The sequence below is a fragment of the Anaerobranca gottschalkii DSM 13577 genome (genome assembly GCF_900111575.1).
GTDB classification, from domain to species: domain Bacteria; phylum Bacillota; class Proteinivoracia; order Proteinivoracales; family Proteinivoracaceae; genus Anaerobranca; species Anaerobranca gottschalkii.
In genome coordinates this window covers 18,452-33,093 of record NZ_FOIF01000023.1, presented here as the reverse complement: position 1 = coordinate 33,093, position 14,642 = coordinate 18,452, and the positions used below count along the sequence as shown (strand labels likewise).

Annotated in this window: 13 protein-coding genes; 4 read left to right on the top strand and 9 right to left on the bottom strand. The window is 34.5% G+C overall.

Annotated elements, in window-relative coordinates; genetic code table 11:
- Nucleotides 1-131 precede the first annotated feature (131 nt).
- The 6 genes from BMX60_RS06925 to BMX60_RS06900 form a co-directional block, all read right to left on the bottom strand.
- On the bottom strand, nucleotides 132-4,517 hold the full coding sequence (locus BMX60_RS06925; protein WP_091350672.1) for a hypothetical protein: 4,386 nt from the start codon (nucleotides 4,515-4,517) through the stop codon (nucleotides 132-134).
- A gap of 196 nt (nucleotides 4,518-4,713) precedes the next feature.
- Nucleotides 4,714-5,631, bottom strand: a complete 918-nt coding sequence (locus BMX60_RS06920) for a diacylglycerol/lipid kinase family protein (protein WP_177159731.1) — start codon at nucleotides 5,629-5,631, stop codon at nucleotides 4,714-4,716.
- Between the two features lie 69 nt (nucleotides 5,632-5,700).
- On the bottom strand, nucleotides 5,701-6,825 hold the full coding sequence (locus BMX60_RS06915) for a Ger(x)C family spore germination protein (RefSeq protein ID WP_091350669.1): 1,125 nt from the start codon (nucleotides 6,823-6,825) through the stop codon (nucleotides 5,701-5,703).
- Nucleotides 6,815-7,906 (bottom strand): GerAB/ArcD/ProY family transporter, encoded by a 1,092-nt coding sequence (locus BMX60_RS06910; RefSeq protein WP_091350668.1) that lies wholly within the window; start codon nucleotides 7,904-7,906, stop codon nucleotides 6,815-6,817. Before BMX60_RS06910 ends, BMX60_RS06915 begins: the two co-directional genes overlap by 11 nt.
- A complete protein-coding gene (locus BMX60_RS06905) occupies nucleotides 7,893-9,449 on the bottom strand; it encodes a spore germination protein (protein ID WP_091350666.1) in 1,557 nt (518 codons plus the stop codon). Before BMX60_RS06905 ends, BMX60_RS06910 begins: the two co-directional genes overlap by 14 nt.
- 100 nt (nucleotides 9,450-9,549) lie before the next feature.
- Entirely contained in the window at nucleotides 9,550-9,975 is a 426-nt protein-coding gene (locus BMX60_RS06900) for a DUF1893 domain-containing protein (RefSeq protein WP_091350665.1), read from the bottom strand.
- A gap of 143 nt (nucleotides 9,976-10,118) precedes the next feature.
- Between BMX60_RS06900 and BMX60_RS06895 the strand changes: the two genes are divergently transcribed.
- Genes BMX60_RS06895 through BMX60_RS06885 form a run of 3 tightly spaced genes read left to right on the top strand, consistent with a single transcriptional unit; the run spans nucleotide 10,119 to nucleotide 12,432 of the window.
- Nucleotides 10,119-10,796, top strand: a complete 678-nt coding sequence (locus tag BMX60_RS06895) for a metal ABC transporter ATP-binding protein (RefSeq protein WP_091350663.1) — start codon at nucleotides 10,119-10,121, stop codon at nucleotides 10,794-10,796.
- 22 nt (nucleotides 10,797-10,818) lie between these two features.
- Nucleotides 10,819-11,631, top strand: a complete 813-nt coding sequence (locus tag BMX60_RS06890; RefSeq protein WP_091350662.1) for a metal ABC transporter permease — start codon at nucleotides 10,819-10,821, stop codon at nucleotides 11,629-11,631.
- Between the two features lie 33 nt (nucleotides 11,632-11,664).
- A complete protein-coding gene (locus BMX60_RS06885; protein WP_091350659.1) occupies nucleotides 11,665-12,432 on the top strand; it encodes a metal ABC transporter substrate-binding protein in 768 nt (255 codons plus the stop codon).
- Between the two features lie 24 nt (nucleotides 12,433-12,456).
- Here BMX60_RS06885 and BMX60_RS06880 read toward each other — a convergent pair whose 3' ends face one another.
- Both BMX60_RS06880 and BMX60_RS06875 read right to left on the bottom strand, forming a co-directional pair.
- On the bottom strand, nucleotides 12,457-12,867 hold the full coding sequence (locus BMX60_RS06880; RefSeq protein WP_091350657.1) for a hypothetical protein: 411 nt from the start codon (nucleotides 12,865-12,867) through the stop codon (nucleotides 12,457-12,459).
- A 75-nt stretch (nucleotides 12,868-12,942) separates the two neighbouring features.
- Nucleotides 12,943-13,224 carry a DUF503 domain-containing protein gene (locus tag BMX60_RS06875; protein ID WP_177159730.1) on the bottom strand — a complete coding sequence of 94 codons (282 nt, stop codon included), beginning with the start codon at nucleotides 13,222-13,224 and terminating at the stop codon, nucleotides 12,943-12,945.
- 99 nt (nucleotides 13,225-13,323) lie between these two features.
- On the opposite strand from BMX60_RS06875, the gene BMX60_RS06870 reads away from it, so the two are divergent.
- A complete protein-coding gene (locus BMX60_RS06870; RefSeq protein ID WP_091350653.1) occupies nucleotides 13,324-14,406 on the top strand; it encodes a GerAB/ArcD/ProY family transporter in 1,083 nt (360 codons plus the stop codon).
- Here BMX60_RS06870 and BMX60_RS06865 read toward each other — a convergent pair.
- Nucleotides 14,399-14,641 carry a hypothetical protein gene (locus tag BMX60_RS06865; RefSeq protein ID WP_091350651.1) on the bottom strand — a complete coding sequence of 81 codons (243 nt, stop codon included), beginning with the start codon at nucleotides 14,639-14,641 and terminating at the stop codon, nucleotides 14,399-14,401. The two genes, BMX60_RS06870 and BMX60_RS06865, sit on opposite strands and share 8 nt — an antisense overlap.
- Nucleotide 14,642 lies beyond the last annotated feature (1 nt).

Here is a 14,642-nt window from a genome sequence, read left to right as displayed (position 1 = left end):
ATCTAATCAGCTCTTAAATCTATCTCCTCGACTTAATCGTATCTTTGTTTAATTACCACAGCTGATGATGACTTTGTCTATAGTTTGTCTTCAGTTTGAAGGAAGAAGGGATAGCCCTTCTTCCTTTACTATTAATTTTTACCTATATAACCGTATTTCTTTCCAAAGACAAAGGCTAGAGCACCTAGGACAAAAATTAGACCTAATCCTATACCAGTCATTAATCCAGTATTTTTCTTTGCTTTAGGAGGATTGTAAGTTACTGTAATGGTTTTAACCCTTTCATTTCCTGCCCTATCAACAGCTTTAATTTCGATTACATTTTCCCCTTCTTCCAATTGTATTGTTAAAGTAAAGACTCCATTGCTTTGAAGATTCGCTTTTTCACCATTGATAAAGACTTGGGCATCTAAACTGGTTTTACCAGCTATAATCAATTCAGCTTCCTCTACCACCATACCATCATAATCTTTATTTAATATAAGCTTTGGTGGCTCAGTATCGAGGTAAATTAGTAAATCTACTTGATTTTCAATACCCCTTGAGTCCTTTGCAATTATTGTAATAATATTTTCTCCTTCATCTAATGTATAGTCAAATTGGAATTTTCCATTTTCATCTACCTTAATCTCTAATTCTCCTACGAAAATTTTAGCATCTATTTCTGTAACCCCTTTAATAGTAATAGTTGGAGTATTTACATAACTACCATCTGAAGGGGAGAGAATCTCTAACTTAGGCGGCTCTATAGGATAATTGGCTTCCACAAAGGCAAACTTACTTAAAGTTACGAAATAGTTGGCATCCCATTTAGGTTCAGTAAATTTCACATTAGGATCAGAGGGTACTGTATCTTGGGCAGGTCCGTCACCGCCAGTTGTAAATAAACTGATATAAAACTGGTTGGCATATCCTAAAGCAGCTTTAGGGATAGTGTATTTAACAAAACCTGCACTGTATTCTTGTTTAGCACCTCTATAACTTCCTAAATCCCGCTCTCTCCAGTTTTCTCCAGTCCAGCTATAAATTTTAGCAGGCTCTAACTGGCGATTTTCGTTATGCCAAGCATAGATGACATATTCCGGATGATGTTCCGGTACCGTTTTAATTGCCCTTGCCCAAGGATCAGAAGTACCTCCACTACCAGATACATTATCTACATCAAAGTAAAGTCCATATGCTAAACCCCAGTCCCCTGCAGGTGCATGGAATCCTATATACCAGTAGAGTTCGTCATCCATAACATAAAGGGTTGTTAAATCAAGGTTAGGTGCATTAATATCACCGGCTGGATCTTGGGCTACCAATGCTTCTTTAGGGAAGTTATTGATATTCCTAGGTGGTACATAGATTACTTTTCTAGTAATAGTTATTTTTTGTTCATCTAAAACAGCAGTTATCTTAAAGTTATTTTCTCCCTTTACTAGTTTATATTTTTGGCTAAATACTCCTTCCTTGACCTCAACTTGTATTCCATTTATAGTTACTTTTGCCCCTTCAGTAACTCTACCTCTTATCTCAATATTATCAACATCAGTTTGAAGGTCTTCAGCGGGATTTTCCACTAACAATGTCAAGATTTTTTCTACTCCTCTTCCTTCAACTTTAGCAAAATTACTTAAAACAACTTTCTCTTCAATGTTCCACTTTGGCTCACTCCAGGTTATAGCTGGACACTTAGGAGCTGAATCTTGAGGTCCTGTACCATCTCCTCCTACAGTAAAGAGAATTACATTGAAGGATTGGACATTATTTAATAACAGTTTAGGAACCCCGTATTCAATGAAGTTTTCGCTGTGCCCTTGTTTTCCTCCAATATCCACAAGCTGTTTGTAATCCCAGCCATTACCTGTCCAGGTGATAAATTGGGCATTTTGTAATCCCCTTGAATCATACCAAACATAGATAATGTATTCAGGTAGATGTTCTTCAGTAGCAGCTACCTTTCTACCCCAAGGATCGGTAGTTCCACCAGATCCTTTCTTGCCATCGATGTCAATATAAATACCATAAGCCTTCCCGAAATCACCTTTTAAGTAAGCATCAAAACCAAAATACCAATACTGGTTATCATCGGTTACATAAAAGTTCCGAAGATCTAGATGGGGTTCTGACATACTTCCTGCCGGTGAAGTCCCTACAACAGTATCGGGTGGGAAGTCATTTATTCCATCAACTTTGATGGTAGTAGGACCTGATGTAGCAGCTTTAAAGGTGATTTTAAAAGTCTTTTCAGTTATATTGCCAGCTTTATCTACTGCCCTAATTATTACCTGGTTAACCCCACTAATAAGGCGTATGGTCTTTTCAAAGTTTCCATCAGAATCGTACTCAGTTTCCTCACCATTGACATAAAGGATTGCTCCTATTTCTACCTTTCCTTTTACAGTAAAATCTTGAGAATCAACTTCCATATCCTTAGTAGGTGTTGTTACTTCTAACAGAGGTGGAGTGAAATCAGCAAAGATTTTTCTAGTAACTGTTAATTCCTCTACACCCCTAACTGCTTTGATAATTACTTGATGTTCTCCTTCTTCTTTTAATGTCAAATGGAAAATAAATCTACCGTTTTCCCCTATTTCCACTAAACTATCATTTACATAAACCCTATCTCCATTTGTCTGGCCTTTAACACTAATTTGCTTTTTATTAGTCAATAACCCATCTTCAGGTGCTTCTACAACTAAGGACAATGCCCCTGCCACTGTTTCTTCCACCTTAACAAAGGCCGATAAAATAGTGGGTTCAATTGCTCCCCAAATAGGCTCTTCCTGTTCTACAGCTGGATCTGATGGTGTGGTATCTTGAGCTATTCCATCTCCTCCAGTAGTAAAGGCTATGAGGTTAATAAATTCTGGATTGCCCAAAACCACTTTAGGAATAGCAAACTCCATAAACTCATTTTCTGGACTATAAAAACTTGCACCACCGGCTAAATCTAACTCAGTCATCTCCCACTTATCATTATTCCACTTCCAAAGCTGAGGAGTATTAATGGTACCATCACCATTTCTCCAAATGTATAGGATAAAGTTAGGAAGATGTTCTTCCACAGCCCCTACTTTTCTTCCCCATGGATCAGTAGTTCCACCAGATCCTTTAACATTGTCGGTATCAATATAAATTCCATAGGTTACTCCCCAATTTGTTAGATATGAATCTAAACCTATATACCAGAAGTTACTATCATCGGTTACAAATAAGCGGTGCAAATCTAAATCTGGTTGTTTCATATCTCCCTTAGGATCTATGGCCACCGGTTCACCATAAGCTTCATCTATATTGCCGTCGATAATAATTTTAGTCTGAGGTTTCTCATATATAACCTTTACTAATTGACTAACTGCTGAGCCGTATCTATTGGAAGCATGGATCGTTATAATATTTTCGCCGGCTATTAAGGCAACATTATAACGGAATTCTCCATCTTCATTAAGGGGAACTTCTAGTCCATTGATCAACACTTGATCTCCATTGGTTTTTCCAATGATTTCAATCAATGGTTGGCTGGTAGTAATTTCTTCTATAGGTTGAATAATTTCTATAGTTACCGGTTCTGTATTGACCCAAACTGTTATTTTTTCCTCTTTTTCCTCTTCTCCCCTAATTGCTAAAAACACAAACTCATTTTCCCCTTCCATCAACATTACTTCTACTTCAAATGTTCCTTCTATTAAAGGAATTTCCACATCATTAACCTTTAAGCTTTCTCCATTGGTCTCTCCTTTAAAGGTATGGCTCAATTTGTTAATTTTTAATTCCCTTGGTCCTTCAATAGATAAATATAGAGGCTCAACCACTGGTTTTTCTGCCCTTTTTACTTCCACAAACTTGTCAAATTGAAAATCTATTTCGTTCATCCAACCAGTAGAAATCCGTTGATCTCCTGGCACTACATCTTGAGGTACGCCATCTCCTCCGGCAATAAAGAGAAACACCCTAATACTATCTGGATTACCTAATACTTCGTGGGGAATTGCATATTTAACAAAACCACTTTCTACATCATTAGCTTCTTTCCCATTTACTTCTTTCAAAGATTTAGAGTCCCAGCTTTCACCTGTCCAAGTTATAAACTGAGCCGGTTCTACCTTCTTGGTTCCTCCAGGGGACCAAGCGTGAATGGCAAATTCAGGATAATAATCTTCTATTACTGGTACATTTCTACCCCATGGATTGAAGTGTCCTCCAGAACCCGGTACTCCATCGATATCTATATATATTCCATACATCATTCCCCAGTCAGATTTCCCTTCGAAACCAATATACCAGTACTCATCATCATTGGCTACATACAAGTTCTCTAAATTCATTCCTGTATTGTCTTTTTGGACTAAACTCTTAGCTACCAAAGCTTCCTCTAAAAAATCATTTTCTCCCTTTTCCATGTCTATCTTCTGATAAGTCCCAGAAACTATTAGTTTTTCTTCCCCTTCTTCCGCTGTTACAGTATAAGGTTTAGGTACAATTGTAAAGATCATTACACCTATTACTAGTAATGCCAATATTTTTCTCATATAAAATATCTTCCTCCCTTCTATTTTTTAAAATTAAAGGTTTCCCCCCCCCTCTCAAAAAATATAAACAGCCAATAAACATAAAATGTTTAAGGGCTGTTATTCACTAAAAACTTATACCCAATAATTTATTATTAAATTTTCTTAATATTTATTCTTCATCTAACTCAAAATTCCTTCTTTTTATAAAAAATTTTTAACAAATAACTTTTATAGCTTTTTCTATAATAGAATACTTTACTGTACCAAAACCAGGATTTTCTCCATCTATTTCTAAAGGTAACCTTTCATTAGAACTAATTACTACTTCCTTAGCTTTGTAATCCTTAACCTTAGGATGGGTTAAATGACTACCATCATATACCTTTGCTAAATTTAGTAATAGCTCAACTTTACCCATATTACCTAATAAAATTGTACTTATATAGCCATCATCTAATTCAGCCATAGGAGCTAATTTCATCCCTCCACCGAAATACTTGCCATTGGCAGCAGCTATCAAGGAAAATCTTCCATCATACACTTCTTGTCCATCTATTATTACTTTCCCTTGACGATTTTTATATTTTAAAATACTGAGCAATGTTCCCCTCAAGTAAGACCATAACCCTCCAGCGGATTTAGATGTATGATTTACCCTTTGAGCCACATAGCCTCCTAAACCCACATCGGAGATGTTAATACAATATCGCTGTTCTTTTTCACCCCAGAAATTTAAGTACTCCACTTTAATTAAATCGATTTCCCTAGTCTTTTTTCCCTGTAAAATTTCCACTGCCCCTTGATACTCTTTAGGAATACCTAAAGTTCTGATTAAATCACAACCTGTTCCCCGGGAAATTATTCCAAGGGCAGCCTTTTGGGTAAATTGTCCTTCAATGTAAAATCCGTTCATTACTTCATTGACTGTTCCATCTCCACCTACTGCCACTATCCACTTATACCCTTTCTTAATAGCTTCAGTGGTAATTTGGGTTGCATGGTTAGGTCCAGTAGTAAAAGCAAAATCGTATTCAATGCCTTTTCCCTTTAAATACTCCCCTATTTCCATCCACACCGTTTTTGTAGTCCCATTGGCAGATGCAGGGTTAACTACAAAGTAAAATTCCCTCATAAAAATTTCCTCCATCCCAAAATAAAATAAGTGCAATAATATTTATTCGCTTTGGGATGGAAAAATCCTTTATGGTTTTTTCCTTAAATTAGTAGCTCTAAGGATTTTTATTTTAGTTTCATTGGTTATTGTTATTTGGGGATAATCTTTTTCCCAAGTATTTTTTTGGAAATATTTATTATGCCTTACCCTAACTAACTCTCCAAATCCAACAGGATCAACACCATTTTCCTGTAATTTATCAATCAGTTCTTGCATTTTTACTGTTAAATGTTTAGAAATTTCCCTGTTGATTTTGTCAAAAACTTCTTCATCAAAGTAATCCCCTTGAAGCCCATCTATATTCCTTAAAGTACCTTTACAATCTATTCTAACATTAATTTGAGGTTTCCCTTTTACTAACTTTGTATCAAATCTTACATTACTTCCTGTCACTTCAAATAATACCCTAGCCTTTTTACCTTCTTTTATGAGTACGTTACTATCTATTAACAATGATACCCTATGACCTTTTAATAGTAACAGATACAAAGTTTCTGTATCATTGAGTGTAACCTTTACCTTTCCTTCATCATCCAACAGTGCCAATCCTGCCACTATAGCTTTAGATTTATCCTTGCTCTCTTTAAGAATTGGTAAATATGAAGTTTTACCTATTGTAAAGTGATCAGTAACTAAAGTATGTAAGTCAACTCTAGGTATAGAATTTTTAATACTGTTTTTCTCCAGTAATTTTCTTAAATAGATAGCTACCCTCTGCTCTTCTATTACATCAAGACTAAAAATATCCTTAGGATCCCCATCGTAATAAGCCACAACAGTATTTACATCTATTTCTGGGAGCTCTAGAAGTTCTAATATGACTTTTTCTAAACCACTATTAGCTATTTCTTTTCCAAATACTATTACCTGTACTTTACCTAAAGCCAAAGTCTTATGGCCTTGGTACTGCCAGTTACGGATAAAACTTTTAAAACCATATCCCTCTACATTATGCTGAACTACTGGTTCTTTAGCAGTTTCTTCTTGGGTGACCCCAAATGTAGTAAATTTTAATACCCCCTCTTTTTCTCCTTGTTCAAGGCCCAATCCAAAAATTATTTCCAAATCATCTAGTACCCTTTGTTGAGCTGTTCCACAACCTATTAAAAGTAAAAATACCGTAACCATAACTAAGATTTTATTAAGTTTCATTACCCACACCCCTAATTTTAGCAATGATTATTAAAATTATTGGCAAAGCTATGAGAAAAATAGTAGATCCCTTTACCATCAACCCAGTTATTTCTTCTAACTCTAAAATATTTTTAGGATAAACAATTGCTAAATAAGTCACTGGCCAGCACACTAATCCCCAAATATCATGATACCTTTTGTTAAAAAAACTAGCTAAAGAAAAGGTTCCAGCAAAGTATAGTATAGTACTTCCTATTACCACTTGTACTGTCCAGAAATGTAAGAAAATGGTATCAATCCGTTCAATAACAGCAACTCTCATAGTTTTTAATACTTGTATAAAAGGCCAGTTAAATATCTTAACCTGTTCTATTCCTAAAACTAAAAGGGAAGTTATAAAAATTAAAGTATAAAATAACCCTACAATATTGATAGCTAAAAAGGTCGTTTTAACAGCCCTTTTTTTCCTTTTAAGATAAGGATAAAATACTAAAATACTTTCCAAACCTAAAAAGACAAAGGAAACTACAGGGATAGAAATAAAGATATTTTTAACTTCCCCTTCAAATACCGGCAAAATTTCCATTATATTACCACGACAAATAGGTGAAATAATTAGGAAAGTAAAGGGTATTGTCAACATAAAAATCAATTCAGTAAATCTTGCTAAAGTGGATAATCCACAACGGGCGACATAAACAATAATAAAGAAGGGTAAAAAACCTGAGAGATAGTAAGGATATTGAATATCTAAGTAAATATAAATCAGCTCTAAATAAGAGCGGATAATCAAGCCACTGAGGATTAATGTATACAATGTATAAATAATAATTATTACAGCACCAAGTACTTTACCTATGACTAAGGGTACTGATTGGGCCAAAGTTTTCTCAGGAAACATTTGGGCATAGTGAAGGCAAATTTTACCATAAAAAAGAACTAATAAAGTACCTAGTATTATAGTAATCCACCCATCCCTTCCTACTTCATCTACAAGTTCCCGAGGTAGTGTTGTTACTCCAACACCAACCATTACACAAAAAAGGAATGAAATCCATTGAAAATCTGTAATATATGTATTTTTTTTACTCCTCATCATTTTCTACCCCCAACTGCCTTCTAACATTACTTCCCGCTGTTACTTGTGGTCTTCTCCTCAACCATCTAACAGGGATTCTATAGATCAAATCCCGATGTTGGGAAACCTTAAAGGGTGCTATTGGCTCTAAGTAAGGTTCACCAAAGGATTCTATATTACATAAATGGGCAAAGACCATCATCCAGGTGAGGATAAAACCAAATCCACCAAAGGCCCCTGTTGCCAAAAGTATGATAAATCTCAATACCCTAAGTGATGTAGCCATGGTATAGTTTGGGATTATAAAACTACCTAATAATCCAATGGCAATAACTATAACTAATATTGGTGATACTAAATTAGCCCTGATAGCCGATTCTCCTATAACTAGTGCTCCTACAATACCAACAGTTTGACCAAGGGGAGCAGGTAGTCGTAAAGAAGCTTCCCTTAGAAACTCTACAGTGATTTCCATCAATAAAACCTCTGCCAATGGTGAAAATGGGAGGACTGTTCTAGTTTGGGCTATTTGGGCAATAATATCCCGGGGTAATACTTCATAGCGAAAACTTACAGCTATAATGTACAGAGATGGCAAACTAGAAGCTACAAAGAAAGCTAAAAAACGGACCGTTCTGCTAAGGAGTGCAAAGGGATAGCGATTATAGTAATCATCGGGAGTATGGAAAAATTGAGGAAGGGATACCGGCATAATTAAGGCAAAGGGGCTACCATCTACTAAAACTGTAACTTTCCCTTCAAGGAGGTGTCCTACTACCCTATCAGGCCGTTCAGTACTGAGTATCTGTGGAAATAATGTTAATGTCCTTTCTTCAATTATTTCTTCTATATAACTGGCTTCTAACACTGCATCGATATCAATTTGATCTATCCTTTTTTTTACTTCATTTACCACCTCAGGTGAAGCAATATTAGATATATATAGGACTGCAACATCTGTCTTACTTATCCTACCAACCTTAAAATGAAGTATTTTTAAATCATTATTTTTAATTCTCCTCCTTATTAAAGAAGTATTTATCCGTAAAGTTTCCGTAAAGCCTTCCCTAGGTCCCCTTATCCCTTGTTCATTGATGGGTTCTGTAACGTTTCTACTTTCCCACGATTTTGTTTCTAACAGAAATCCTTTACCAATCCCCTCTACTAAAAGGAATGCATCACCAGATAATACTCCTTCCACCCCGTCATCAAAATTTTCCGCCATTTTAACATCCACAGTAGTAATCAACTTTTCTTCCACTATCTGGGGTGAAATACCCTCTCCTTCTTTGACCATCTTGGTCAACATCCGAATAACATTACTACTTATACTCTCTTGGTTGACCATACCGTCTACAAAGACGACTATAGCTGTCAATTTGGTGTTCCCTATTTTCACTTTTCTAAACTTTATATCTTCACAATCCTTAAATAAGTTTTTTAAGTAATTATAATTTTTATCTAAACTGCTATATAATGGTTTTCCTGGATTTGAATTAGGTGTTATTTTATTTCCTGTCCTTCTTCTGTCTATTTTAGAAATAAATCTTTTAAATATGTTCATAGGAAATCTCTCCCTAGTAAGTTTTGTTATGATAGTTTTTCCAAATTTGCTGATTAATAAACAAAAAAGACCTACGAATAGGTCTCAAACAAAAATTTATTTACTTAGGTAGATTTTGAAAAAACTCTAAGATCTTATTAATCCCTTGTCTACTGTCTTTAACTCCTAAAGTCAATTTTTCTATTGGACATAAATCAGTATTGTCACGATTTTTAATAGCTTTCACTATTCTATCAGCTTGATAAGGAATATTTCCTTGACGTAGTATTTCTTCTCCCCCTTCACTTAAAAGGGGAGTGTATAATCCCTTTACTTTCCCCTGCTGACAAATCATTGCAACAGCTCTACCCACCAGCTTATCAGCCACCGCTGCCCCTTCTAACAGTTCTTTGTGATTTAAGTAAAACTCTAATATTCCCTTTACCCCTTTTTCTTTACTGGTCCCCACAACTTCTCCATTCTTTACCAAAATTAAGCTATATTCTCCTTTTTCAAACTCTTTTTTAGCTAACTGTAAATCTTCCATAAAATTTCCTCCAGACTATTAAAATATATGAATTTATCTTTATTCTATATTCTATCAAAATCCAATTTAATATTAAAGAAAACTATAAAATAAAGTTAAATTGTAGTATAATTAAGATTAAGATTTTTAGGGAGAGGATTTAAATGGAAAAAGCTATAGAACTTAAAGGTTTAACTATGGGCTATGGAGAATCTATTGTTTTACATAATATAGACTTGACTGTTTATTTAGGGGAATTCCTTACTATCTTTGGAGAAAATGGGGCCGGTAAAACCACTTTATTCAAAGGAATATTGCAGCTTTTACCAGTACAAAGGGGAAAAATTTATATCTTAGGTAAAGATGTCACAAATGGGAAGGATAAAACTTGGCTCCGCTCCCAAATAGGATATGTACCACAAAAATATAATAGTGGCAATTTCCCCATCTGTGTCTTTGATGCCGTCTTGTTAGGTAGATGGGGCACTTCTTTTTCCTATTTAAAAAAACCTTCTAAAGAAGATAAAAGGATAACAGAAGAAATTTTAGAAATTGTAGGTTTAACCCCGTTAAAATACCAAGATTGCCGAAAACTTTCAGGTGGACAGACCCAAAGGCTAAATATTGCTAGAGCGTTAGTGCGACAACCTAAAATCCTCCTCCTCGATGAACCTACTACCCATCTAGATATAGACTCCCAGAGGTTATTAGACGAGACGCTGGAAAATATTCGCCAACAATATAATTTATCAATCCTAATGATTAGCCATAATCAACATCATGCCAGAAGGATAAGTGATCGGATTGTCTATCTAGAAAAAGGGCGGTTATTTAACGAATAGAATTGAGAAGAGAGGTGTAAGAATGGGGGTTTTGGATTATTTAAGGATACCGATTTTCCAAAGGGCCTTACTAGCTGCTATGTTAACTGGTTCCACCCTATCCCTATTAGGGCTAGTTATTATCGTTTTTAAACTTACTACAATTCGTTTTGCTTTAATGCATATGGGATTATTGGGAGGGGCTATAGGATTGCTTTTAGGTGCTAATCCTTTAACCTTTGCCCTTGCAGCTATAGGTCTAGGTTCTCTGTTTTTTGGCCCTTTATCTGATAAATTTAAATTAGATACTAGTTTAATCGGTGCTTTTTTTATGACTGGCTCCATGGCTCTAGCCTTTGTGTTATTTCATCGGGGGGGAGTTCCAGCTTTAGAAATCTTTGGTTTGTTTACCGGAAGTATTTTGATCTTGACAAATAAGGATTTAATCTTTATTTTCTTTTTAGGAATTATTATTATCCTAACTTACTATATCTTTTACCGAGAGATTCAGTTAACTTTTTACGATAGCGAACAAGCGGAATGGTTAGGAATCCCTGCTAAAATAATCCGTAATGGTTTATTATTTTTAACTGGACTTTCCATTGGAGTAGCTATGAAAATTGTAGGGGCATTATTAATGGACGCTATAATTTTACTCCCAGCTATGGCTGCCTTAAGGTTGGCTAAAAATTTCAGACAACTACTAATACTTACTAGTATCTTTGGATTTCTAACAACAAGTGGTGGATTATTATTTTCCATGGTCTTTGATTTTCCCACTGGAGCAACTATAACATTGATGGGAGTAATCCTGTTACTCTTCAGTATAATTTTTACTTCCTTTATTAGGGGGTAAATCTAATAATTTTTATAGAAAGGATGATTTTTAATGAGAAAATTTTTATGTGTTGTTACTCTAATTTTATTACTACTTGCCATGGGATGTAACAGTAATAATGGGCAAAATGCTAAGGAGGAAGAAAGCTTAAAAATCGTCGCTTCTACTAGCTGGACTGCTTATATGGCAGAAGCGGCAGGTGCAAAAAATGTTACTATTTTAGCACCGATAGAGTTAAGACATCCACCAGAATATGATTTTAAACCCAGTGATGTTCAAGCTGTTTTAGAAGCTGACTGGGTTATCTTGGCAGGATACGAATCCTTTATGAAAAAAATTATAGAAGGGAATAACATCCCTGAAGAAAAAATAATCTGTGTTATTACAACAAATACATATAACAATCTGGTGGAACAAACTAGAATTATCGCCGAAAAATTAGGAACAACAAAAGAGCAGCAAAAATGGGAAGATGAATTTACCCAAGTAATGGAGGAAATTTTAGCAAAGGCTGAAGAAAAGGGAGTAAATAATATCAAAGTTTTAGTGCATCAACATCACCAAGCCTTTATCCGTTCTTTAGGCTATGATGTTTTAGAAGTTTTCAGTGCCGATGAATTAAGCCCTGCAAAAATAGGGGAATTGGCAAGTTTAGGTCCAAATTTAATTATAGATAACTATCATAATCCCCAGGGAAAAACTATTGCAGAAACCATCGATGTTCCAAGGGTAGAACTAAGAAATTTCCCAGGTCCTGAACATGAAAATTTAATTCAGTTAATTATCGATAATGCAAAAAAATTAGGGTTATATGAATAAAAGGAAAGCCTAGGCTTTCCTTTTTTACGTAGGTATCGTCATTTTACCTCCTGGTATGACTTTTAAGTGCCTTGAAGAGTTTTGCAATGTTAACCAACGGGAAAAAGTCACTATAGATTCATCATAATTTTTACAGTGGATATAAAATCCTGGCGGTTCTACGAAAGGCCATGCTTCAATATAAATTACATTGTTTGTACTGGTTTCAAAAACCCATACTTCTACTGGTCCACTATATAAGCCACCTATTCTATAGCTAGGTTCACCGAAAACTTCCCTTATCCTTTCTATACTAAATTCAGGGTTCCAAGAAAAGTACTGTTCTTTAAGCTCTTTTGATGCTCTCTTAATGGAAACTAAAGCATATTCCCCTAAATGTTTCGCTTCATCATTATACTTAACCCGATAAATTATTTTTTTAATGCGGTACTCCATTGTCAGGATACCTCCTTGGAGTTTTGTCATTTATATCTAATTATTCCCATAAAAACCAGTAATTAATCACTAAATTTAGATAATTTCACTATAAACTTCTACTATTTCTACAGAATATTCCATTTGTTCAAGATAATTTAAAATCATTTCTTTGTGTTTTACTAATATTTTAGACTCTGTGGAAACCATAGCCAAACCTAAGATAAAGCGATTTAATAAATTATCATGTTTTTGAGCGACAGATATGTTAAATTTGTTTTTAAGTTTAGCAGCCATACTGTTAGCAATATTCCGTTTCCTCTTTAAATTGTCACACTCAAAGATATGGATAGTCAGTTCTATATACAAAATTTTCATTAGTATTCTCCTCATCCTCATAATAAGTAAACTTATGGTTAACAATAAAAACAGAGGCTTTAATTAATTCTATTATAACTTATAAAGGAGTATACATAAATGAAAAAGGAAATTCAAGTTATTTCTCCTAGACAGTTTGCCTTTATATTAATTAGTTTTTTAACAGGTTCTGCCAGTTTATTTATTCCTGAATCATGGGCTGGTAGAGATGCTTGGATTTCTACAATACTAGCTGCAACTTTAGGGCTAATTCCCCTATTATTAATTTTGCAATTAAATAAAAAATTCAAAGGACTTACTATTATTGAATATAGTGAGATATGCCTAGGTAAAGTTTTAGGAAAAATATTTAGTGGATTTTTCCTGTTAAATGCTTTTATTATCGCTACACTAGTAGTAGAAGATCTAGTTTTACTTTTTAATATTGCCATTATTCCTGCTACACCAGAGATAATATTAAGATCAGGTCTAGTACTCCTTGTAATCTATGCCCTTTACTCTGGTATTGAAGCTATTGCTAGACTCACAGAATTGTATGTTTTTCCTATTATCTTTCTTTTATTAATCCTCCCTTTCCTGACATTACAAGATATTGATTTTTCCTACCTCCAACCTATTTTAGCAGATGGGGTTAAACCAATTATCGCCGGCAGTTTAGTAGCACTAAATTTTCCCTTTACTCAAATAACCTTCTTAGCAATAATTTTACCGGCAGTTAATGATAAAAGGGATTCCACTCCTCTATACCTTTTATCATACTTTATAGGATCTGTATTACTCCTTACCCGAACTATTTTAGGTGTTACAATTTTTTCAGCAGAGGTTATTGGAAAAATGTTACTCCCTACATATCAAATCTTTCGCCTCGTCAATATCGGTGAGTTTCTAAATAGGGTTGAAGCATTTTTTATTTTCGTCTGGATCCTTGGTTTTTTCACTACCCTTTTAGCTATTTATTATGCCTTAATTTTAGGTTTTTCTCAACTTTTAGGCTTAAAAGAAAAAGAACCACTAATTATCCCCATAGGATTTTTAATTATTTTTTTATCAAAGTTGATGTTCCCTAGTGTAAGCTATTTTGTTTACTTTGCAATTACCTTACCGATTATAAATATTTCATTAAACTTCTTTTACCCAATCTTACTATTTTTCAGTTCGTTATTTAAAAAAACACCTAGCTAATCCCTAGGAATTCTATAAATAACCACTTTCCTATTGGCTCTAACAAATTATTTATCCCTTCTAAAGGATTAAAAACTTCTCTGTCAGCAGCAAAGGACCAAGTGTAATAAAAAGCTAGTAAATAAAAGAACATTACCACTACTAAATCCCAATAATTTTTTGCTACCAACAGTTTTTTCCCTTCAAAATAGACTAAAGTAGAAAAAATGAGAATAATCATCCCCTGCCACACCATT